The 21534-nt window shown below is 72.3% G+C and carries 20 protein-coding genes; 11 read left to right on the top strand and 9 right to left on the bottom strand.

Features of this window, described 5'->3' with window-relative positions:
- Positions 1 to 31 precede the first annotated feature (31 nt).
- Together CS0771_RS09960 and CS0771_RS09955 are read right to left on the bottom strand one after the other, a co-directional pair.
- Positions 32 to 553: a GNAT family N-acetyltransferase gene (locus tag CS0771_RS09960; RefSeq protein ID WP_212840725.1), complete on the bottom strand. Its 522-nt coding sequence runs from the start codon at positions 551 to 553 to the stop codon at positions 32 to 34.
- Positions 550 to 840 (bottom strand): DUF1778 domain-containing protein, encoded by a 291-nt coding sequence (locus CS0771_RS09955; protein WP_212840724.1) that lies wholly within the window; start codon positions 838 to 840, stop codon positions 550 to 552. The genes CS0771_RS09960 and CS0771_RS09955 overlap by 4 nt, the downstream gene beginning before the upstream one ends.
- 117 nt (positions 841 to 957) lie before the next feature.
- Here CS0771_RS09955 and CS0771_RS09950 point away from each other — a divergent pair, with 117 nt between their 5' ends.
- Both CS0771_RS09950 and CS0771_RS09945 read left to right on the top strand, forming a co-directional pair.
- Positions 958 to 1488: a SigE family RNA polymerase sigma factor gene (locus CS0771_RS09950; protein WP_212840723.1), complete on the top strand. Its 531-nt coding sequence runs from the start codon at positions 958 to 960 to the stop codon at positions 1486 to 1488.
- 2 nt (positions 1489 to 1490) lie between these two features.
- Positions 1491 to 2750, top strand: a complete 1260-nt coding sequence (locus CS0771_RS09945) for a hypothetical protein (RefSeq protein ID WP_212840722.1) — start codon at positions 1491 to 1493, stop codon at positions 2748 to 2750.
- Between the two features lie 74 nt (positions 2751 to 2824).
- On the opposite strand, the gene CS0771_RS09940 is transcribed toward CS0771_RS09945, so the two are convergent.
- Both CS0771_RS09940 and CS0771_RS09935 read right to left on the bottom strand, forming a co-directional pair.
- Positions 2825 to 4468, bottom strand: coding sequence for a PKD domain-containing protein (locus tag CS0771_RS09940; RefSeq protein WP_212840721.1), 1644 nt, complete (start codon positions 4466 to 4468; stop codon positions 2825 to 2827).
- A gap of 281 nt (positions 4469 to 4749) precedes the next feature.
- Complete coding sequence (locus CS0771_RS09935; RefSeq protein ID WP_212840720.1) at positions 4750 to 6801, bottom strand: glycosyl hydrolase family 28-related protein; 2052 nt, start codon at positions 6799 to 6801, stop codon at positions 4750 to 4752.
- A 319-nt stretch (positions 6802 to 7120) separates the two neighbouring features.
- Between CS0771_RS09935 and CS0771_RS09930 the strand changes: the two genes are divergently transcribed.
- Complete coding sequence (locus CS0771_RS09930; protein WP_212840719.1) at positions 7121 to 8455, top strand: DUF4407 domain-containing protein; 1335 nt, start codon at positions 7121 to 7123, stop codon at positions 8453 to 8455.
- A 122-nt stretch (positions 8456 to 8577) separates the two neighbouring features.
- Here CS0771_RS09930 and CS0771_RS09925 read toward each other — a convergent pair whose 3' ends face one another.
- Entirely contained in the window at positions 8578 to 9363 is a 786-nt protein-coding gene (locus CS0771_RS09925; protein WP_212840718.1) for a TIGR00730 family Rossman fold protein, read from the bottom strand.
- A gap of 161 nt (positions 9364 to 9524) precedes the next feature.
- Here CS0771_RS09925 and CS0771_RS09920 point away from each other — a divergent pair, with 161 nt between their 5' ends.
- The gene (locus tag CS0771_RS09920; protein WP_212840717.1) at positions 9525 to 9662 is read left to right on the top strand and encodes a hypothetical protein; all 138 of its coding nucleotides are present in this window, start codon (positions 9525 to 9527) and stop codon (positions 9660 to 9662) included.
- Positions 9663 to 9698: 36 nt separating this feature from the next.
- On the opposite strand, the gene dapE is transcribed toward CS0771_RS09920, so the two are convergent.
- Positions 9699 to 10769, bottom strand: a complete 1071-nt coding sequence (dapE, locus tag CS0771_RS09915) for a succinyl-diaminopimelate desuccinylase (protein WP_212840716.1) — start codon at positions 10767 to 10769, stop codon at positions 9699 to 9701.
- 19 nt (positions 10770 to 10788) lie between these two features.
- On the opposite strand from dapE, the gene CS0771_RS09910 reads away from it, so the two are divergent.
- From CS0771_RS09910 to CS0771_RS09885, 6 genes are all read left to right on the top strand, one after another.
- The gene (locus tag CS0771_RS09910; protein WP_203743007.1) at positions 10789 to 11727 is read left to right on the top strand and encodes a DapH/DapD/GlmU-related protein; all 939 of its coding nucleotides are present in this window, start codon (positions 10789 to 10791) and stop codon (positions 11725 to 11727) included.
- A gap of 63 nt (positions 11728 to 11790) precedes the next feature.
- Entirely contained in the window at positions 11791 to 12729 is a 939-nt protein-coding gene (locus CS0771_RS09905) for a hypothetical protein (RefSeq protein WP_212840715.1), read from the top strand.
- Positions 12726 to 14267, top strand: coding sequence for a hypothetical protein (locus CS0771_RS09900; protein ID WP_212840714.1), 1542 nt, complete (start codon positions 12726 to 12728; stop codon positions 14265 to 14267). Before CS0771_RS09905 ends, CS0771_RS09900 begins: the two co-directional genes overlap by 4 nt.
- Positions 14264 to 15550, top strand: a complete 1287-nt coding sequence (locus CS0771_RS09895; protein WP_239125509.1) for an AAA family ATPase — start codon at positions 14264 to 14266, stop codon at positions 15548 to 15550. Before CS0771_RS09900 ends, CS0771_RS09895 begins: the two co-directional genes overlap by 4 nt.
- A gap of 69 nt (positions 15551 to 15619) precedes the next feature.
- Complete coding sequence (locus CS0771_RS09890) at positions 15620 to 16975, top strand: hypothetical protein (RefSeq protein ID WP_212840713.1); 1356 nt, start codon at positions 15620 to 15622, stop codon at positions 16973 to 16975.
- Between the two features lie 66 nt (positions 16976 to 17041).
- Positions 17042 to 18406: a hypothetical protein gene (locus CS0771_RS09885; protein ID WP_212840712.1), complete on the top strand. Its 1365-nt coding sequence runs from the start codon at positions 17042 to 17044 to the stop codon at positions 18404 to 18406.
- A gap of 60 nt (positions 18407 to 18466) precedes the next feature.
- On the opposite strand, the gene dapC is transcribed toward CS0771_RS09885, so the two are convergent.
- Together dapC and fdxA are read right to left on the bottom strand one after the other, a co-directional pair.
- Positions 18467 to 19540, bottom strand: coding sequence for a succinyldiaminopimelate transaminase (gene dapC / locus CS0771_RS09880; RefSeq protein ID WP_244871333.1), 1074 nt, complete (start codon positions 19538 to 19540; stop codon positions 18467 to 18469).
- Between the two features lie 32 nt (positions 19541 to 19572).
- Positions 19573 to 19899 carry a ferredoxin gene (fdxA, locus tag CS0771_RS09875; protein ID WP_239125510.1) on the bottom strand — a complete coding sequence of 109 codons (327 nt, stop codon included), beginning with the start codon at positions 19897 to 19899 and terminating at the stop codon, positions 19573 to 19575.
- A 102-nt stretch (positions 19900 to 20001) separates the two neighbouring features.
- On the opposite strand from fdxA, the gene CS0771_RS09870 reads away from it, so the two are divergent.
- A complete protein-coding gene (locus CS0771_RS09870; RefSeq protein ID WP_212840710.1) occupies positions 20002 to 20952 on the top strand; it encodes a GNAT family N-acetyltransferase in 951 nt (316 codons plus the stop codon).
- Between the two features lie 125 nt (positions 20953 to 21077).
- On the opposite strand, the gene CS0771_RS09865 is transcribed toward CS0771_RS09870, so the two are convergent.
- Complete coding sequence (locus CS0771_RS09865; RefSeq protein WP_212840709.1) at positions 21078 to 21527, bottom strand: hypothetical protein; 450 nt, start codon at positions 21525 to 21527, stop codon at positions 21078 to 21080.
- Between the last annotated feature and the right edge of the window lie 7 nt (positions 21528 to 21534).

Below are 21534 nucleotides of genomic sequence, written 5' to 3'. Positions count from 1 at the left end.
GTTCTCGCCATATCCGCGCCCGTACAAGTGATCATGCGATGAGGGCGCGACGCAGGTCCTTCATCATCAACAGCAGGTGCATCGGATCCGTCGGACTGGGATCGAACTTCGCCAGCCGCAGGTAGAAGTCGCGGGCCGCCTCCGATTCGCAGTGGATCAGGAGTGCCCTGACCCCGATGACGTCGGACGCACCGGCGATACGCCGAAGCGCGTCAACCACCAGCGCACGTCCCAGCCCGGCGCCCTGGACAGACTGGTCCACACCGAGCCGGGTCAGGATGACCACGGGCTGGTGATAGCCACCGGCTCCCTGCATCATGCGACGCGATGCGTCGGCGGGCGCGACGCTGCCGGCCGCGAGGGCGTAGTAGCCGACGACCCTGCTCTCGGGCTGTTCGAGGCCGCGCACCACATAAACGCGAGACAGACCGGCTCGATGCGCCTGCAGCGCGTGCCGGATCAGCCATTCGGACTGGGCGACCGAGCCGCAGTCGAAATTTTCCACCACATGCTCAGCCGTCAGCGGCTCGACCGCGCTGAAGGGTGCGCTCACCGTTGCCCTCCGGTCTGCGGAGCGTCGAGCACTGTCGGACCGGACAACAACTCCCGCAGTCCGGAGACGTCTGTCGCCGGCCTGTTCATCGCCTCGTCGAAGGCAAGCCAGTCCTGCTCGTCCAGCACGAACACACGGCGGTCCGCGAGCACGTCGGCCGCTGCCTCGGTTGCGGCGGCCAGCACGAACGTTGACACGCTCGCGCCCGTCGCCGCACTGGCGGCCTCCAACAACGCCTTCTGCTCCGCGTCGACCCGCAGATGCAGCCGCTCACCTTTGGCACTCATGACCCTGATTGTACGCACAATGTACGCCAACACGGCCGTTGAAAATCGGACGCGCGCGGTACAACCCCGCGCGCGGCCGGGCCCGTCCAAGGGCAAACACCTATCACGGGGCGGGCGATGGCATCGAAGAACGAGCAACGGGACGCGGAGTACACCGAGTTCGTGTCGGCGCAGCTGACGTCGCTGCGCCGGACGGCCTTCCTGCTCTGCGGCGACGCGCACCGGGCCGACGACCTGGTCCAGCAGGCGATCACGAAGCTCTACGTGCGCTGGCACCGCACCCGCGACGTGGTCCACCTCGACCGGTACGTGCGCACCATGCTCGTCCGCGAGTTCCTGGACGAGCGACGCCTGTCCTGGGCGAGGGTGCGGCTGTTCGGGCACACGCCCGACGAGCGCCGCCAGCCCGAGCCCAACACCGAGCTGCGGCTGGTGCTCCGGGCCGCGCTGGAACAGGTCCCCCGCCGCCAGCGGGCCGTCCTGGTCCTGCGCTTCCTGTGCGACCTGCCCGTGGACGAGGTGGCCCAACTGCTGGGGTGCTCCCCCGGCACGGTCAAGAGCCAGACCTCGCACGGTCTGGCCGCGCTGCGCCGCCACCTCGGCGGCGCGGCCGACTTTCCCCTGACGACAGCAGCCAGGAGTCACTGAATATGAACGACGAGGAGTACGGGCGCCGCATCCTGCGGCCGCTCGACGAGGAGCCGGATGCGCCGTCCCGGGTGGACGTCACCGCGGCCGTCGTCGCGGGCACCCGCCGCCGGCGCCGGCAGCGGCTGGCCGTCACCGCCGCCGCGGCGGCCGTCGGGCTGGCCGCCGCGAGCATCCCGGTGGTGCTCAGCCAGGCCGCCGAGGTGGCGCCGGACACCGCCGGGCGGCCGAGCGCGTCGGCCAAGCCCAGCCCGTCACCGAAACCGAAGTACGACCGCACGGTCAGCGTGGCGTTCCCCACGTCCTGCACGGGCGAGGCGCTGCCGGTGCCCGGGGGCGGGCAGAGCCACGCCAGCGCGCTGGACCCCACCGGCCGGTACGCCACGTACCGCACCTACTCGGCGGGCCGGCAGCCGATCATCTGGCACGAGGGCGTGGTGACGAAGGTCGGCAAGCCGGGCGACGACGACAGCCTGGGCAGTATCAACTCCAACGGCGTCGCGGTCGGGCAGGTGTGGAAGAACGGCGGCCCCACCGCGGTGGTCGCGGTCGGCGACCGCTCGACGGTGCTGCCTGGCGGCAAGGGCCGCGACGCCCGCGCCATCAACGAGTTCGGCGTCATCGTCGGCGGCAGCGCGTACGAGGACGCCCCGGTGCGCTGGGACTCGCCGACCTCGCAGCCGACGAAGCTGCCGCTGCCCAAGGACGTCAAGCGCGGACATGCCTATGACGTCGACTCGGACGGCACCGTCGTCGGCTACGTCGAGCTGCCCGGCGAGGCCACCGACGACATGAAGGCGGCCGGGGTGCGCGCCGAGCGCGTGGCCTACCTGTGGCCCGTCAAGGGGCCGGGCCGGGTGCTGGAGCGCCCGGTGCTGCCCGGCGGCGTACCGGCCGACTACTACGACGCCCGCGGGATCAGCAACGGCTGGGTGGTCGGCTACGCATCGTCGCCGAAGGCCGCCGGTACGCCCGTCGGCGTGCGCTGGGACCTGGTCACCGGCAAGGCGGAGGTGCTGCCCGAGCTGGAGTGGAGCAACGGCGTCAACGCGCACGGCTGGGTCGCCGGGATGGGCCGGGACCAGCACGCGGTGCTCACCGACGGCACCCGCACCGTGCGGCTGCCCGACGTCTTCCCGTTCCCGGAGCACGGCATGAACTTCGCGCAGGCGGTCAGCGACGACGGCCGCACCGTGGTCGGCAACGTCGACGACGGCACCCGCGACGGCCTCCAGCAGGCGGTGCTCTGGCGCTGTTCCTGAGCTGTACCCCCCGATGAACGAAGCTCCCGCCACGCTGTGTCGACAGCATGGCGGGAGCTTCGCCGTGTGACGGGTTACGCGGGCTGCAGGATCACGGTCCACGTGGTGGTCGTGGTGCTGGCCGCGGCGGCCGTGGCGGTCAGACCGCCGTACGTGCCGGTCGGCAGGGAGCTGCCGGAGTCGGCCAGCAGGCCGGTGACCCGGCCGCCGCCGGTCTGCGAGCCGTTGCTGCGCACCTGCACCCCGGCCGGGGCCGTCAGCGAGGTGGACGCGGCGTCGCCGTGCATCCAGTACGACACGCCCCAGCTCTGCGCCGCGGTGACCGCGGCGTTCGGCGTGATGCGGCTGGCCGCGCTGGCCGCGTCGGTGGCGTTCGCGAAGACGACCGGCGCCGACGTGTCCACGCCGCGATAGGCGGCGAGCACGAAGTTGCCCTTCGACTGCGCCCCCAGCGTCACCTGCACGGTGCTGCCCGCCATCCCGGCCGTGGCGGTCTTGCGCCACACCGTCGTGGTGGCGTAGCCGCCGTCGAGCCGGTCGAGCTGGGTCCAGCCGCCGCCGGTCGGCGTGCCCGTGGTGGCGTGGGTGTTCTGGCTCAGGAACAGCAGCAGCTGGTCGCCCGCCTGCACGCCGGACGGCACCGTCACCGAGTGGGTGGTGGTGTTCGCGTTCGACGTGGCCTGCCCGACGAAGGAGATCTTCTCCGGGATCGGCGCGACGGTGACCTGCTGCGTGTCGGTGTCGGTCGCTCCGTCGTCGTCGGTGACGGTCAGCGTGACGTTGTACGTGCCCGCCGCCGGGAACGTGTGCGACGTGGTCGGCACGCTGTCGGTGTCGGCGGTGGTGCCGTCGCCGAAGTTCCAGGCGTGGTTCTGGACGGCGCCGTCGGCGTCGGTCGAGCCCGCGCCGGACAGCGCGCAGACCAGGCCGGTGCACGACGCCGCGACGTCCGCGACCGGGGCCGCGTTCGACGTGCCGCCCGAGCCCTTCATGAGCTTGATGTAGTCGATGTCGCCGACGAAGTAGTCGCAGGTGACCTCGACGCCGTCGCAGGCGCTCTTGCCCGCGATCGACAGCTGCCAGTTGTTCGAGATGGTGCCGGTCGGGCCGGTCAGCCGGCTGGTGCGCACCCCGTCGACGTACATCTCGACGTAGGTCGAGGTGCGGTTGCACGTGATGGTGTGCCACTGGCCGTCGTTGATCGTGCCGTCGAAGTACCCGGTGCGCGACGCGCCGTTGCCGCCGCGGAACAGGCACTTCGGGCTGCCGCCCGGGGCCTCGAACTTCCAGTAGCCGCCCGCGGTCGCGCCCTGCCCCTTCTGCATGATGTTGCCGAAGGAGTAGGTCGTGCGCAGGCGGACGGTGAACGAGAAGTCGCCGGCGTCCGGGTTGAAGTCGCTGTGCGCGGGCACCAGATCGACGTGTCCCGGACGGTGGGCGTTCTCGCTGGGCAGCACCGTCGCGAAACGGTGCCCGGTCGCACCGGCGTACAGCGTCCCCGGGGTCACATCGGACCCGATGGTGCCGTGCCGCCCGTTGCCGCTGCTGTCCACGAGCACCGACGCGCCGTCCGGCTCGTCCATGCTCCAGAACGCGACCGTTCTGGTGGCGACCGCGTGCGCCGGCGAGGCGCCCACGATCAGACCGGTGGCCACCAGCGCGCCCGCCACGCCCAGTCTTACGACAGAGCGCAGCCAACGCCTCTTGCTCAGTGACATGGATCCCCCTCGTCGTGGCCGGCCCTCACCTAAACACGCGGTAACGAGCGGGCTCTATTGCCCGATGAGCCGATAGGTGAGGTCATCCGGTCGCATGCGCGTCGGCTCGACGTGCCCTGACCTCACCGAACGCACGGACCAAAAGAGACGGCCGGGGTCCCCCGGAGGGATCGTCGGGAACTTGTCAAAAGAGTGCGGACATGCCGCGGGCGAGCGCCCGGTGCCGTGCACTCGAACGCCCGCCCGCTTCCCTTATCCGGTATGGCCTGACGACCGGCCCGTCACCACGCGGACGGGGCCGGGGGCACGACGACCGGCGGCCGGTCGTCGCAGGTGATCGTGTTCGGCAGCTCCCACGACGCCATCCACGGACCCGTGGTGCCCCCGCCGTCGTTGCCGCCCAGGTCGGTCACGACGAACTCGGAACCGGCCGGGGTGAAGTGGAACGAGCCGCAGTTGTTGATGCCGACCGCGCCGACGTTGCGGGCGTCGACGTTCTCGAACGACGCGCCGCCCTCGACCCGGGCGCTGAGCACCGAGGTGCCGGTGCCGTCGATCCGCAGATCCTTGAACTTGACGCCGCGGATCTGGTACAGGTCCTTCACACTCCACTCGCTGACCATCATGATCGCGTTGTAGGTGCTGTCGAGGTAGTGGTCCCCGGTCACCTGGATGTCCGCGTCGATCGTCTTGTCCAGCGCGTAGATCCAGATGGCGCCCAGGCCGATGTTCCAGTTCAGCTCGTACGTGCCGGACCGGACCGCCGTGTTGTTCGTGAACTTCAGCTGCCCCGCGAACGGGGTCGCCCCGAAGCGCGAGCCGGCGTGCAGGCCCGAGCCCTCGCGGACCGGGTCGGCGACCAGGTTGTGCGACACCGTGTTGTCCGTGCCGCCGTAGATCGCGATGCCGTTGGCCAGCGACGGGCTCTGCACCGTGTTGTGGTCGTAGACGTTGTTCGCGTCCGCGACGCCGTCGGACCACATGGCCAGGCCGTCGTCACCGGTGTTGCGGATGAAGTTGTTCAACACCTGCGAGTTCGTGACGCCCTTGCGGAAGTTCAGGGCGTCGGCCATCTGGTCCACGATGATGTTGTTCGTGACCTTGATGTTGTCCATCGGGCCGTCGAACCACAGGCCCACCTTGGTGTGCCGGATGTAGAGGCCGTCGATGGTGGAGTCGCTCATCGCGCCGCCGATGCCGTTCACCTGGTCGGTGTCGATGCGCTCGCGCACGTCGCCCTCGATGGTGAAGCCGGACAGGTGCACGTTGCGGCTGCCGCCGTCCTCGGCGTACTTCCCGTAGAAGCCCACGCCGGTGTGCACCGAGCCGTCCTCGGCCGGCTCGCTGAGCGCGACCTCCTTGCCCTTGATGATCGTGTACCAGTTGCCGGCGCCCTCGATCGTCACGTCGTCGACGATGATGTGCCGGTTGACCTGGAACACGCCCGGCGGGACGTAGACCTTGAGCTTCCACTTCTTCGCGAACGCGATCGCCTTGTCGAACGCGTCCGACGACTCCCGGCGGCCCGTCGGGTCCGCGCCGAACGCGAGCACGTTGGCCGCGAACAGCCGCCCGTGCGGCGCGCCGACCAGCTCGGAGTCGAGCAGGTCGATCACGGTCCAGGCGGCGTTGCTGCCGCCCGGCACGGTGAGCCGGACCTTGTCGCCCGCCTGGTACGTCTTGCCGAGCAGCAGCCGCTGCTCGTCGTAGAAGTGCATCGGGCGGAACGGCTTGCTGATCACCGGCTTCGGCTCGGTGAACGCCGGCACGCACGCGCACTCGGTGATCCACCAGTCCTCGTGCAGCAGGCCGGCGTTGGGGTCGTTGGTGAACGGGTACTGGTTGTACAGCCAGGAGAACTCGGAGGTCAGCGTCATGACCTTCTTGTTCTTGCCGTTGACGGTGACGTTCAGCGGCGCGGTGATGCCGCCGCCGTTCGGCGCGTCGGGGATGCTGTAGCGCACCGTGATCGCGTTCGCGGCGGCGGGCAGCGTGAACTCGACGTACTGGCCGGGGACGAGCTTGACCGCCTTCCGGCCGGAGGCCTCGGCGGGCAGCGTGTACGCGGTGCGGTCCGGCCCGATGAGCGTGCCGTCGGTGGCCGCGTTCTCGGCCTCCTGCTCAAGGAAGGCGACGTCGGCGCCCCGGCCCGCGACCAGCGCGGGATCGAGGGCGGCGCGCGTCACCACGGGTCCGGTGGCGCTGGTTCCGGCGTTGGCGACGCCGGCGCTGCCGACGAGGGTCAGGCCGACGGCCGCGACGGTCGCCGAGGCGACCACCGCCGGGGCCCAGCGGCGGGACCTCGTTGCAGCTCCTGTGATGCTCCGTGTCATCGACAGACTCGTTTCTGGAGGGACAGAGGATCGCCTGAGACGCTCGAGGCGGAGCGGACGCCAGGAGGTGTAGGTGACTTTAGATTCGTGGTGACGGCGCGCACAAGGTTCTGCGTAATCTTTTCGTAACGACCATGCGCCACATACAACTGACCATTAGGTTGTTGCGTCCCAGTTGCAATTCGTTGCATCAGCACCGGGCGATGCGAGGTGGCCGACAGGGCCACGTAGGGGCCAACCCCGACAACCCACGGACAGACAGACCGCGTGTGTTGACCGGAGGATGGACGGCATCCCACCCGGCGCTAAGGAGCTCGGCGTGCACCCCACCGAACCACTGCCCCAGCCCGACCCCGAGCCGGCCGGCCGGCATGCGGCATCCGATCCCGAGCCGACCCCGCCGCCCGCCCGGCCGCGCCGCCCCCTGCCGCGCCTTCAGCTCGGCCGCCGCCTGCGGGTGCTCGCCGGGGTGGACGAGCGCCTGCTGGACCGGGTGCCCCAGGAGCGGGCCTGGTACACCTCGCTCGGCGGGGTGGTGCTCGGCACCGCCACCATCGCGGCGATCTCCATGTACTTCGCGGTCACCCAGGCCATGGGCGCGGCGAGCTGGCTCGCGGTCTTCCCGGTGCTGGTCTGGTTCCTGTTCATCCTCAACGTGGACCGCTGGCTGGTGTCCAGCCGGCTCGGCGAGGGCTGGTTCCGGCGGGTGCCGGTGCTGCTCATGCGGGTGCTGATGGCGGTCTTCTTCGGCGTGATCATCGCTGAGCCGCTGGTGCTGCGCATCTTCGAGACCGCCGTGGTCCAGCACGTGGCCGACCAGCGCACCGAGGCGCTGGCGCAGCTGGCCGGACGGCTCAAGGCCTGCAACCCCGTGCCCGGCTCCACCGAGCCCGCCGCGCCCGCCGACTGCCGGGCCACGGAGGTCTTCAACTTCGACCAGTCCCCGGTCGCGATCCTGCGCGAGCTGCAGACCCGGCGGGCCGACGCGGCCGAGCTGCAGAAGATCGTCGACGCGGACTCCGCCCAGCTGCGCGCCATCAACGACCTGGCCCGCCGCGAGTGCGTCGGCGACTCGGGCGAGGGCCTGACCGGGCAGCGCGGTGTCGGCCCGAACTGCCGCAGGCTGCGTGCCGAGGCCGACGCGTTCAACCGCACCCGCCAGATCCCCGCGAACAACACGAAGCTGGCGGGCCTGCGTACCCGGATCTCAGAGCTGGAGACGGCCGCGGGCACCAGCCATGCCGCCTTCGAGGCCGAGCGCGAGACGAAGATCGAGGCGCGGGTCGCCGAGGAGCGCAGCCACCAGGGCCCGATCGGTCTGCTGGAGCGGCTCGGCGCGCTGCACGACCTGGCCGACTCCAGCGGCGTGCTCGCCGTGGGCATCTGGGCCGTGCGCATCTTCTTCATCCTGGTCGACTGCATGCCGATCCTGGTCAAGTTCGTCGGCGGCTCCACCACGTACGACCGCCTGGTCAGCGCCCAGCTCGCCGTCGCCGAACGCGACCTCAACCACGAGATCGAGGCCGAGTACGCCGAGCGCGAGGCCGAGCTGCGCAAACGCCGCGCCGAGATCGACCTGGAGATCCTGGAGCACAAGGCGGAGCTCAACCACCGCCTGCACCGCGCCGCCGACCGCCTCTCCGACCGCGTCTAGGAAAGGAAGGGCACCTTCTTATCGTTTTCCGTAGTAGAAGGTGCCCTTCTTAACGGGCCCTCCAGACGAGGGTTAAGAAGGTGCCCTTCCTCTACGGAATGCGTTAAGAAGGTGCCCTTCCTTTAGTCGAGGGGGTCGCCGGTGAGGAGGGCGTGCTGCTCGGCGGTGAGGACCTTGTCGGCGTCGACGATGTGGTTGATCGCCTCGTCGACGTCGTCGGTGCAGATGAGCAGGTCCAGGTCCGCGACGTTGATCTTGCCGTCGGCGAGCATGGTGTCGCGCATCCAGGCGATCAGGCCGCTCCAGTAGTCCTTGCCCATCATCACCACGGGGAAGCGGGTGACCTTCTCCGTCTGCACCAGGGTGAGCGCCTCGAACAGCTCGTCCATGGTGCCCATGCCGCCCGGCAGCACCACGAACGCCTGGGCGTACTTCACGAACATGGTCTTGCGTACGAAGAAGTAGCGGAAGTCGATGCCGACGTCCACCCACTCGTTGATGCCCTGCTCGAACGGCAGCTCGATGCCCAGTCCAACGGACAGGCCGCCCGCCTCGGTGCAGCCGCGGTTGGCCGCCTCCATCACCCCCGGCCCGCCGCCGGTGATCACGGCGTACCCGGCGCGGGCCAGGGCGGCGCCGAGCCGCTGGGCCAGCTCGCACTCGGGCGAGTCGGGGGCGCTGCGCGCGGAGCCGAACACGCTGACCGCCGGGGGCAGGTCACTGAGCGTGTCGAAGCCCTCCACGAACTCGCTGAGGATGCGCAGCGTGCGCCACGAGTCGCGGACCTTCCAATCCGGACGTCCGGCGGAGTCGAGCAGCGCCTGGTCCGCCGTGCCGGTGGAGACCGCGTCGCGGCGCAGGGTCACCGGACCCCGGTGGCGCTCGGGCCGACGATTGCTTTGCGTCATGCCCATCACCGTATCCCCGCCCGATCGTTTACGTGACGACGCTGCGCGCCACGTCGCAGCAAATTCCCAGCGAACATCGCAACTTTTCGCCATGCTGTGGCGTCAAGATGTCATACCGCAGGGATAGACAGGACTGGCCGACGAGGGAGGCGATGAACATGATGACCCGCACCGTAGTGCTCCGCCAGAAACAGGCGATGCGCCAGCGGATCCGCGCCACCGTGCACGCCCGCCGGCTCGCCGTGCTGACCGACCCGCCGGAGACCCAGCCGGTGGAGGAGCCCGCCACGGCCCGCTGACGAGATCCGGCCGGTGACCCCCCGCACCGGCGCCCGTCAGCTCGCCAGCCAGCGGCGCAGCAGCTCCGCGCCCGCCACGATCTTGTCCAGCTCCACGTGCTCGTCGCGCTTGTGCGCCAGGTTCGGGTCGCCCGGCCCGAAGTTGAGCGCCGGGACGCCCAGCGCCGCGAAGCGCGCCACGTCCGTCCAGCCCAGCTTGCCCGTCGGCGGGGCGCCGGTCAGCGCGAGGAACTCCGCCGCCGGGGGCGCGCCCAGGCCGGGCAGCGCGCCGGGCGCCGAGTCGGTGATCTCCACGTCGTAGCCGCCGAACACCTCGCGCAGGTGCACCTCGGCCTGCTCCGGCGTGCGGTCCGGGGCGAAGCGGAAGTTCACCTCGACCTCGCAGGCGTCGGGGATCACGTTGCCCGCCACGCCGCCGGTGACGCGCACCGCGTTCAGGCCCTCCCGGTAGGCGCAGCCGTCGATCTCGACCGAGCGCGCCTGGTACGCGTCCAGCCGGCGCAGCACCTCGCCGGCCTTGTGGATGGCGTTCGACCCGAGCCATGAGCGGGCCGCGTGCGCCCGCGTCCCGCTGGTGCGCACCACCGCCCGCATGGTGCCCTGGCAGCCCGCCTCGACCGCGCCGTACGTCGGCTCCAGCAGCACGGCGAAGTCGGCCTCCAGCAGCTCCGGCCGCAGGTCCCCGATGATCTTCAGGCCGTTGCGCGCCGCCTCGACCTCCTCGCACTCGTAGAAGAAGTACGTGACGTCGTAGCGGGGCGCCGGCACCGTCGCCGCCATGTGCAGGGCGAGCGCGGTCCCGCTCTTCATGTCCGAGGTGCCGCAGCCCCACATGATCTTCTCGTCCATGGTGGACGGGAAGTTGTCCGCGATCGGCACCGTGTCCAGGTGTCCGGCGAGGACGACCCGCTGCGCGCGGCCCAGCTCGGTGCGTGCGATCACGTTGTGGCCGATCCGCTCGACCCGCAGGTGCGCGCACGCCTCCAGCGCCTCCTGCACCGCGTCGGCGATCTCCTTCTCGTTGCCCGAGACGGACTCGATGTCGACCAGCGCGCGGGTCAACATCACGGGATCGGCGAGCACCTGCGGCGTCAGCGGGTTCGGCATACGGGTAGCCTAGGGCACCGTGAGCAGCGAACGTCTCGACCAGCCCGCCTGGGGCTTCGGTCTCGCCACCGTCACCGGCGAGCAGACCCTTGAGGTGTGGTATCCGACCGGCCAGCTCGGCATCGGCCTCTGCGGCCAGGACGCGCCCGACCTCAAGGTCGCCGAGCCCTGCCTGCCCGGCCTGCGGGTCGTGCCGGTGCACACAGTCATCCCGACCCTGGCCGGCGCACCGCGCGACACCGCCGACGCGTACCTGCGCCTGCACCTGCTGTCGCACCGGATCATCAAGCCGCACCAGGCGAACCTGGACGGCATCTTCGGCCTGCTGCCGAACAACGCGTGGACGTCGGCCGGGGTGTGCCCGCCCGACCGGGTCGACGAGCTGCGCCTGTTCGAGCGCGCCGCCGGCCGCCACCTGGCCGTCTACGGCGTGGACAAGTTCCCGCGGATGACCGACTACGTGGTCCCGTCCGGCGTGCGCATCGCCGACGCCGACCGGGTCCGGCTGGGCGCGCACCTGTCGTCGGGCACCACGGTCATGCAGAAGGGCTTCGTCAACTTCAACGCGGGCACCCTGGGCACCTCGATGGTCGAGGGCAGCATCTCGGCCGGCGTCCTCGTGGGCGAGGGCTCCGACATCGGCGCGGGCGCGTCCATCATGGGCACCCTGTCCGGCGGCGGCAAGGAGATCATCAGCGTCGGCGAGCGCAGCCTGGTCGGCGCCAACGCCGGCATCGGCATCTCGCTCGGCGACGACTGCGTGGTCGAGGCCGGCTGCTACGTCACCGCGGGCACCAAGGTCACGCTGACCGCCACCGGCGAGGTGGTCAAGGCGGCGACCCTGTCCGGCGCGTCCAACGTGCTGTTCCTGCGCAACTCGGTGACCGGCGCCGTCGAGGCCCGCCCGCGTACCGGGACCGGCATCGTGCTCAACGCGGCGCTGCACGCCAACGACTGACCGTCGCACCGCCGCCGGGGGGCTGGCCTCCCGGCGGCGGCACCACACCGGGAGGCGCTGACCTTGGATCCGCGACGGATGGCCGGGCTGCTCGACGCGCCCGGCTGCCGTCGCAGGCTCGCGCTCGACGCCGCCCGGGTCGACCTCGGCGTGCTCGCCGAGGCCATCGGCGCGCCGCCCAGCGGGCAGAGCCCGTACGCGCGGGAACGGGACGGCACCTTCGCCCACCTGGCCACCGCCCGGCTGCCCGAGCTGGTCACCCGGCACCTGGGCATCGAGTGCACGGCAGCGGTCGAGACCGAGACGCTGCCCAGCGGCCCCGGGCTCTGGGTCTGGCGCGAGCCCCGGCTGCGCCTGGGCGATCTCCCGGTCACCCCGGACCAGGTCATCCTGGCCTCCGACGGCACGCTGCTGCATCCCGTCGAGATCAGGTCGTACGCCGTCATCGACGGTCACGCCGACCCGGCCAAGGTCGCGGGCACCGCGCGCGAGGTGGCCGTGATCGTCGGCGCGCTGCGCCAGGCCGCGCCGGTGCCGGAGCGCGTCAGCAGCCGGGCGCTGCTGGTGCTGCCACGTAACTTCGGCCTCGCCCCCGTGGCCACCCCGCTCGACGTCGCGCCGCAGGTGCGCCGGCTGGGCTGGGCGCTCGCGCGGCTGCGCACCGACCTGCCGGAACGGCTGCGTCGGCAGGCCGACGGCGGCCCGGCGCTGCAGGGCGACGCGCTCGTCGGCGCGCTGGCCGAGGTCGAGGCGCGGTTCGGCGACGGCTGCCCGAGCTGCCCCATGTACACGCACTGCCGGACCGCCGCCGAGCAGGACGGCTCGGTGGCCCGCGCGGGCGCCGCGGCGGCCAACCTGTGCGGCCCGGTCGGGCTGGCCGCGCACGCGCTCGCGCTGGCCCACGGCGAGCGCGCCCCGCAGGGCGAGTCCGAGCAGGCGATCGCGGCCGAGCTGGCGCGCGCGGCGCAGGCGTACGGGTGGGCCGTCGGGAGCCTGCCGTGAGCCTTGACGTCTACCAGCGGCTGCTGGCGCTGTCCCGGGCGCGGGCCGTGCCGGCCGCGTCCCGCGCCCACCGGCATCTGTCGCCGCGGCCCTGGGTGCTGTCCGGCTACCACCTGGCCGGTGAGCCGTCCGCGCCCGTCGCGATCCGCTACGGCTCGTTCCGCGACTCCCCCAAGCTGCTCACCATCGCCGAGCCGCGCGACCGGAAGCAGCGCTTCGCCGCGCTCGGCGCGCTCGCCCGGGACCTGGCCACCTACCTCAGCCGGTACACGGTCACCGAGCCGGTCGTGCGGGCCACCGGCAACGGCCGCGAGCTGGACGTGAACCACTGCTGCGTGGACGCGCCGCAGCTGGTGGTCCCCAACGAGGCCACCGCGCACTGGACGGGCCTGCTCGGGCAGTATCTGCGCACCCTCGACGACCCGGTGCTGCAGCAGGCCGGGGCGCACCTGGGCTGGATCGCGTCGCGCCGCCACCTGCCCGGCTCCAGCGTGCTGCTCACCGCCACGGACCTGCTCACCACGCACTGGCGGACCGGCCAGCTGCCCACCGAGGACGGTCACCTGGGCCGCCTGCTGGCCTGGATCGAGCCGCCCGCGGGGTCCGACGCCTGGCAGGCCGCCCGCGACGCCGAGGCCCGCCCGCCCGCCGGTCCGGCCAGCGATCCCGCCTGGGACCAGGTGGTGCTGCGGCCCGCGCTGGAACGCGCCAAGGAGCAGGGCGACGTACGCCGCCTCAAGATCGCCGCGACCGAGGTGCTGGACGGCGCCTGGCGCGACACCTGGGCCGCCCTGGACCTGGTGCGCCTGCTGCCGCCGGGCGAGCACGTGGCCCGGCGCTGGGAGTCCGACCGCTGGTCGTGGACCCGGCACCGCGAGCGGGTGCTGGCCGGCACCGTCTCGTTCACCACCCGGCTCGCCGACGTCCCGGCCTACCGCTACCTGCACGAGCTGGAGACCCGCACCACCGCCCTGGACCGCCAGATGGCCCTGGACGACCCCCTGGTGATGGCGCGCTACCTCGCCACCGGCGAGGCCGTGGCGGGCACCGTGGTCAAGCGCGACCCGGAGCACACCATCACCAACGCCGGCGGCCGGTCGGTGCTGCGGCCCCTGCTGTGGGTACGCCCGAACGCCCCGTTCGACCGCCCCGCGGGCACCGAGCTGTGGCTGGGCAAGCTCGGCATGACCGTGCGCGCCGTCACCGACGACACCGTCGAGCTGATGGTGGTCAGCGGCGCCGTCACCCGTCCCAAGCTGAACCTGCTCCCCGAGGCCGACGCCGAGGTGGTGCTGGCCCCCTTCGGCCCCCAGCAGCACTTCCCCGACAACCTGCCCGACGAGCTGCCCTGGCCCGCCCGCGGCCACCGGCGGCCCGCCCCCGAACCGGAGCAGGACGACGAACTGGACACCGACGCCACCACCGACCCGGCGACGGCCGCACCGCAGCCCCGGACGAGCGGCGCGGTCCCGGCCGCGCGGACCGCCCCGGCAGCCGAGACCGGTGCCGTCGCGTCCGGAATGGAGGCGGCGGAGTGAGCACGGCGGGGGCACGGCACGGGGCGGCGATCGAGGAGGTCTGGGACCGGGTGCGCGGGACGGACCGGGCCGTGGTGGTGGACTCGCCGCCGGGTGCGGGGAAGTCGACCCTGGTCCGGGAGCTGACGCGGCGGCTGGTCGCGGCCGGTGAGCACGTGCCGATCGTGGTGCAGACCAACGACCAGGCCGACGACCTGGTCATCGCGCTGGCCGGGGCAGGACTGAACACGGGCCGCCTGCACGGTCAGGAGTGGACGCCGCCGCGCGGCTGGCCGAGGACGAAGGTGCGCACCGGCACCAAGCTCGGCGAGCTGGGCGGCAGCGACGTCATCGTCGGCACGGCCGCGAAGTGGGCGTACGTCAAGGCCGACGAGCGGGTGTGGCCGCTGGGCATCATCGACGAGGCGTACCAGATGTCGGCGGCGGCGCTGGTGCGCGTCGGGCACCTGTTCGACCGGCTGCTGCTGGTGGGCGACCCGGGGCAGCTCGCGCCGTTCACCGTCGCCGACGAGCACTCCGTACGCTCCATGGCGACCTGGCCGCTGGACACCGCCGCCGGGACGCTGCTGCGCCACCACCCGCAGACCCCGGTCGTGCCGCTGCCGGTGAGCTGGCGGCTCGCCCCGCACACGGCACCGGTCATCTCCGACGCGTTCTACACCCGCGCCTTCACCGCCGGGGCGGCGCCGCAGGACCGGCGGCTGGAGCTGGGCAGCCTCACCCACCCGGCGCTCGCGCACGCCGCCGACCACGGCTGGGCGCTGCTGGAGCTGCCCGAGGCGCACGTGCCCCGCACCGACCCCGCGCTGGTCGCGACCCTGGCCGAGCTGGTACACCAGCTCGTCACCGCCGAGGCGTCCACCGTGGACCCGTCCGGCGCGCGGCCGCTCAGCCACGCGGACGTGGCCGTGGGCGTGGTGCACCGGGACCAGAAGGCGCACGTCGAAGCGGCTCTGCAGCGGCGGGGCGTCACCGGGGTCACCGTGGACACGGCGAACCGGCTGCAGGGGCGGCAGTACGAGGTCGTGCTGGCCTGGCATCCGCTCAGCGGGCGGCGCGACGCCAGCGCTTTCCACCTGGAGGCGGGGCGGCTGTGCGTGCTCGCGTCCCGGCACCGGCAGGCGTGTGTCGTGGTGACCCGGGGCGGGGTCGAGGAGCAGCTGCACGCGTACCCGGCCGCCGAGCCGGTATGGCTGGGCACCGACCCGCCGCAGGTCGACGGCTGGGAGGCCAACCGCGCCTTCCTGGAGCGGCTCGCCGCGCACCGCGTGCCGCACCGCTGACCTGCCGCGTCGCCCGATGGCGACGCCCCGCTACAGTCTGGCGCACTGTAACGGGGAAGTAGGTACACGGTGGACGCCAAGGTGGCTCTGGCCATCGCCTTTCTCATCACGATCCCGGCGCTCGCCGTCATGGGTGTGGGCCGCGCCGGGCTGCACAACTTCGTCCGGTGGCACCGGCTCAACCTGCCTGACGAGTGGGCGGCGCCGGTGACCAGGTATCTGCGCACGGCCCGCCGGTTCCGGATCTGGGGCCTGGTGGCCGAAGCCGTGGTCCTGATCCCCTGGCAGGTGGCGGAGCAGCGCATCGGCGTCGACTTTCTCGCCGCGTCGGCGGGCTGGCTGATCGGCGGAGTGCTCCTCGAACTCCGCCTCGGCCGGAGGGGTGCCGTTCCGGTGGCCCCGCATCCGCTGCCACGCTGGCTGCGTGCCACCCCCGCGGTGCTCGCCGGGTTGTCCGTGCTGCTCACCGGCCTGTGCCTGTGGACTCGGCCGCCGGCTGCGTTCGCCGTGGCGGCCTTCGGTCTGGGTGGGCTGGTGGCCAGCTCACTCGTCGCGGCGACGGTGTGGCATGTCACCCGGCGAGCCGCGCTGCCCGGAGTGACCGTGGAGGTCGACCGGGCTGTACGTGACCGGGCGGCCACCGGGTTGACGGCGGTCGGCGCGCTGGTCGTGGCGCAGTGCCTGTCGCGCCAGGCCGACCGGGTGGCCGAACAGCTGGCGGGGGCGACGCAGGAGGCGGTGCAGGAGGCCGGCTGGCTGTTGGTCTTCGGCGGCCTGCTGCTGGCCCTCTGCACGTGGTGGGCCACCCCGCCGGTCCGGCGTGGACTCGTGCCCATCGTGGTCGGCGCCGCGCTGGTGATCAGCACCGCGGGCTGGGTCGGGGCCGGCGTCGCCCGCGACGTCCCGCCCTACGGGCCGGAGGCCGTGCAGGCCACCGCCCGGCTGCGCTACGTCACGCCGGAGTCGTGGGAGGCCGACGTGGTCGCGTTCGACATGGTCTGGTCCGGGCGCAGGTCTCCTGGCGCGTTCGCCGAGGAGTTCCGGCATCTGATCGGGCGGGTCGAGCTGACCGTGCCGCCGCACAGCCCACCCGGCGGCCACTACAACGTGCTTCTCATCGACACCCGGGCCGACACCACCGTGACCGCCTACGGGGAGGCCGGCGCGCTTTGGGGAAACGAACTGTATCGGCTCGCCAACCGCTATTCGTGGCTGTCGGCGGTGCCACGAGACCGCGTCCCCGGTCCGAACGATGAACCCAAGCTGATACGCCCCGAAGCGGACTACCCCGAGGCGATCACCTTCTATAACGACTTCGGCATCGCGGACGCGCCCCGGCTCGCCGACCTGGCGGTCGTGCTGATCTTCACCGGACCGCAGCAGCAGATCTACTGGGCGACCCGGGTCCCGGTCACCGTCCTCTGACCCGTCGGGTCCGGCACGGCTGGCGCCGCGCGGTTACAGTCTGCGCACACGTACGGGGAGGTGCGCGTGCCATCCGTTCTGCTGCTGCTCCTGTTCATCACCGGCGTCATCGTGCTGGTCGCCGTCACCGCCAACCGGAGCCCGGCGCCATGCGCCGAGCGCTTCGCGCAGCGGCACCGGCTGGCGCTGACCCCGGAGGGGGCGGCGGCCGTCGCCGGCTACCTGGCGACCACCCGGCGGCACCAGGCCCGGGGCGCGCTCGCCGGGGGCGCGCTCTGGCTGCTGTGGCACCTGCAGGAGGGCCGGATCGACGTCGACGTCACCGCCATGCTGGCCGGCTGGCTGGTCGGCGGGGCGGTGGCCGAGTTCGCGCTGGGCCGGCCCGCCCGGCAGTTTCCAGCCGAACCCGGCCTGCTGCCGCGCTGGCTGCCGGCCGTGCCCGCCTGCCTCACCGGGCTCGCGGTGGCGGTCACGCCGCTGTACCTGGTGGCGATGCCCGAGACGGCCGGCGCGGCGAGCGCCGCCCGCTGGGGCGTCCTCGCGGTGCTCGCGGCGGGGCTGGTCGCGCTCGTCCTGCGACACCTCGCGCGGCGGGAGGTCCTGCCCGGCGCGCCGCTGGACGTGGACCGTGCCACCCGGCTGCACGCCGCCGCGTCGGTCGCCTCCGTCGGCCTCCTGGTGTCGTCGCAATGCCTGGTGCGGCCGCTGCCTCACCTGTACGAAGGGCTGGAGGCGGTGACGCTCACCGCCGTACGGGGCACCAGCGTGGCGTGGCTCGTCGGCAGCTTCGTCCTGGCCTATGCGGTCTGGTCGGCGGCCGCGTCCGGCGGCCGGGCGCGGATACCCGCCGTCATCGGCGCGGGGCTGGTGGTCGCCTCCGTGCTCTGGATCGGGGCGGGCGTGCTGCGCGACCGGCCGCCCTACGGGCCCACCGATGTCGTCGCCACCGCGCACCTGCGCCTGGCCACGGCCGAGACGTTCGCGGCCGAAGCCGCCGCATTCGGGGTGCCCTGGGCCAACGGCGCGGTGATCGCCGGACAGCAGCCGTTCCTCGGCCGGGTCGAGGTGACCGCACCCTCCGGCGCGCCGCGTGACAGCTGGTACTACGTGGTCGTCATCGACACTCGGACCGACACCGCGGTGCAGATCTGGGCCGAGAACGGCGCGGGCTGGAACGGTTTCCTGGACCGGCTGCCCGACCGCTACCCGTGGCTGTCGGCAGTACGCAGCAGGCCCTCGGCGCATGTCCTCGGCCACGGCGACGTGCTGTCGGTGGACGGCCGGCCCGGTGCACCCGGCCCGATCCTCTTCCACGGCACCGTCGCCGATCCGTCCCGCCTCAAGCGGTCCGATCTGCTGGTAGCCCTCATCTTCACCGGCCCTGAGCAACAGATCTACTGGGCGGTGCAGGTGCCGATCACGATGTCCTGACCGCTTGGCGCGCAGCGCTCCCGCCGTGCCGCCGGAGCAGCACGACGGGCGATGAGCGGCTCAGGCGGCGGTGAGACGGGTGACGGCGGTGCGTACGCGCTCGTCCGTGGCGGTGAGCGCGACGCGCACGTGCTGCGCGCCCCCCGGTCCGTAGATCGCACCCGGTGCGACCAGCACGCCCAGCTCGGCGAGCGCGTCGACGGTCTGCCAGCAGTCCTCGCCGCGCGTGGACCACAGGTAGAGCCCTGCCTGCGAGTGGTCGATGGTGAACCCGGCCGCCCGCAGCGCCCCGGACAGCAGCTCGCGGCGCGCGGCGTACCGGGCGCGCTGCTCGTCCACGTGGGACTCGTCGGCCAGGGCGGCGATCATCGCGGCCTGCACCGGGCCGGGCACGATCATGCCGGCGTGCTTGCGCACCGCCAGCAGCTCGCCGACCAGCTCCGGATCGCCCGCGACGAACCCGGCGCGGTAGCCGGCCAGGTTGGACCGCTTCGACAGCGAGTGCACGGCGAGCAGGCCGGTGAGGTCTCCGTCACATACCGACAGCACGGACAGCGGCTGCGCCGTCCACGGCAGGGTCAGGTAACACTCGTCGCTGACCAGCACGGCGCCGGTGGCGCGGGCGTACGCGATCCAGCCGCGCAGCTCGGCCTCGGCGGCCACCCGGCCGGTCGGATTGCCCGGCGAGTTGATCCAGATCAGCGCGGGCCGGACGCCCTCGGGCGGGCTGTCCGCGCGGACCACGGTGGCACCGGCGAGCCGGACGCCCACCTCGTACGTCGGGTAGCACACCTCGGGGATGACCACCGTGTCGCCGGGGCCGACGCCGAGCAGCGACGGCAGCCAGGCGACCAGCTCCTTGGAGCCGATGGTGGGCAGCACCCCGAACCCGGCCGGGGCGGCGCAGTTCCGCGCCGTCCAGGCGGTGATCTCCTGCCGGAGCTCGGCGGTGCCCGCCGTCAGCGGATAGCCCGGCCAGTCCGACGCCTCGGCCAGCGCCTTGCGCACGACCGCGGGCACCGGGTCGACCGGTGTGCCGATGGACAGGTCCACGATGCCGTCCGGGTGCGCCGCGGCGCGCCGCTTGGACGGCTCGAGCAGGTCCCAGGGGAAGTCCGGCAGGCCGGCGGAGATCCTCCGCCGGCCGGAGCCGGGAGCCTGAGCGCTCAGTGGTCGCCTTCCTTCGCCGGCTGGGCGGCGACGAACGGCGCGTCCGCGGTGATCTTCCCGATCTTCGAGGCGCCGCCGGGCGAACCGAGCTCGTTGAAGAACTCGTAGTTGGCGGTCGTGTAGTCGCGCCACTGCTCCGGCACGTCGTCCTCGTAGAAGATCGCCTCGACCGGGCACACCGGCTCGCACGCGCCGCAGTCAACGCACTCGTCCGGGTGGATGTAGAGCATCCGGTTGCCCTCGTAGATGCAGTCGACAGGGCACTCCTCGATGCAGGCCTTGTCGAGCACATCGACGCACGGTTCGGCGATGATGTAGGTCACGGGTCGTCCTTCCACGCACTCCCGGAACATGAGCAAACACGTTCCGCCGCGTTACGCGGCCAACGGCAAGCCTAATATCCGGGGCGAGGAGGTAGGTAGTCAGTGTTGGCTAAGAACGATCTCGGGTCCCGCGTGGTGGTACGCCGGCGCGCCGGAACCCACGGCGACCGGGTGTTGTTCACCGATGTACTGGGCGAACTCACCGCGCTCGGGGACACCTCACTGACCGTCGCCACGTCCCACGGGCTGGTCGTCGTACCGCTGGCCGAGGTGCACCGGGCCAAGGTGGTGCCCGCCCGGCGCGGCCCCACCGCCCGCGAGACGGCGGCCCTGGAGCTGGCCGCCGCCGACGCGTGGCCGCCGCCGGTGGTCGAGATGCTGGGCACCTGGCGGCTGCGCGCCGCGGGCGGCTACACCGGCCGGGCCAACTCGGCGCTGCCCGTCGGCGACCCCGGCCTGCCGCTGCCGGAGGCGCTGGCCGCGGTGATCGCCTTCTACCGGCGCCAGGGCCTGCCGCCGCAGGTCGACGTGCCGCTGCCGCTGGCCGCGGGGGTCGAGCGGGAGCTGCTCAAGGACGGCTGGCACGCCGAGTGCACGGTCGAGGTGCAGGTCTGCCCGCTGCCCGAGCTGATCGCCGCGACACCCGACGGGGCCGGGTTCACCCTGAACGACGCGCCGTCGCCGGAGTTCCTGGCCATGATCGCGGGGACGTGGGGGCAGCTGCCGGAGGCCGCGCTGCACGTGCTGACCGCCGTGCCGGGCCTGGTCTTCGCGCAGCGCTTCGACTCCGACGGCACGCTGCTCGCCCGCGCCCGCGGCTCGATCACCGGGGAGGGGCGCTGGCTGGGCGTGTTCGGCGTGGAGACGTCACCCGCAGCTCGCCGCCGGGGCCTGGCCCGCGAGGCCATGGGCGTGCTCGCCCGCTGGGCCGCCGAGCGCGGCGCCACCGACGCGTTCCTCCAGGTCGAGTCGCGCAACACCGCCGCCCTGGCCCTCTACGCCGACCTCGGCTTCACCCGCCACCACCACTACACCCGCTACCAGCTCCGCTGAAAGGAAGGGCACCTTCTTATCGTTTTCCGTAGAGGAAGGGCACCTTCTTAACCCGTGCCGTCAGCGGACGTCAAGAAGGGCACCTTCTACAACGCAAAGCGTTAAGAAGGTGCCCTTCCTTGCCTTTACACGCGGCGGGGGTTGGCCTTGGCGCGTTCGGCGTAGGACTTGAGCTGCTTGGAGCGGTAGTCGGCGGTGAACGCGACCAGGCCGGCCAGGCCCAGGCCGGTGCCGACGGCGAAGACCGCGGCGTAGACCCAGATCTGGGCGAAGAACGCGCCCGCGCCGTTGGCGAACGGGCTCTCACCGGCCAGCAGCGGTCCGACGAAGATGCTCAGCAGGCAGGCCATGCCGCCCGCGGCGGCCAGGTCGGCGACCACCCGCGAGATCGGCCGGGTACGCCCCCAGTAGGCCGCCATCGCGAGGAAGACGAGACCGATCACACCCAGCGCGATCATCCCGGCCACGGACTGCTTGTCCGCGTCGTCGATCCCCTTGGCCACCCACCTGGCGACCACGTTGATCACGAACAGCACACCGGCGATCACGCCGACCGGCAGCCAGCGCTCCTTCATCGGACCC

Origin of the sequence: Catellatospora sp. IY07-71 (assembly GCF_018326265.1) — a bacterium.
Classification (GTDB): Bacteria; Actinomycetota; Actinomycetes; order Mycobacteriales; family Micromonosporaceae; genus Catellatospora.
This window is presented reverse-complemented; position numbering and strand designations above follow the sequence as displayed.

Coding starts and splice junctions, on each gene's coding strand:
- CS0771_RS09955 (WP_212840724.1), bottom strand. CDS start 840: ATGAGTGCCAAAGGTGAGCGGCTGCATCTGCGGGTCGACGCGGAGCAG.
- CS0771_RS09950 (WP_212840723.1), top strand. CDS start 958: ATGGCATCGAAGAACGAGCAACGGGACGCGGAGTACACCGAGTTCGTG.
- CS0771_RS09945 (WP_212840722.1), top strand. CDS start 1,491: ATGAACGACGAGGAGTACGGGCGCCGCATCCTGCGGCCGCTCGACGAG.
- CS0771_RS09940 (WP_212840721.1), bottom strand. CDS start 4,468: ATGTCACTGAGCAAGAGGCGTTGGCTGCGCTCTGTCGTAAGACTGGGC.
- CS0771_RS09935 (WP_212840720.1), bottom strand. CDS start 6,801: ATGACACGGAGCATCACAGGAGCTGCAACGAGGTCCCGCCGCTGGGCC.
- CS0771_RS09925 (WP_212840718.1), bottom strand. CDS start 9,363: ATGACGCAAAGCAATCGTCGGCCCGAGCGCCACCGGGGTCCGGTGACC.
- CS0771_RS09920 (WP_212840717.1), top strand. CDS start 9,525: ATGACCCGCACCGTAGTGCTCCGCCAGAAACAGGCGATGCGCCAGCGG.
- dapE (WP_212840716.1), bottom strand. CDS start 10,769: ATGCCGAACCCGCTGACGCCGCAGGTGCTCGCCGATCCCGTGATGTTG.
- CS0771_RS09865 (WP_212840709.1), bottom strand. CDS start 21,527: ATGAAGGAGCGCTGGCTGCCGGTCGGCGTGATCGCCGGTGTGCTGTTC.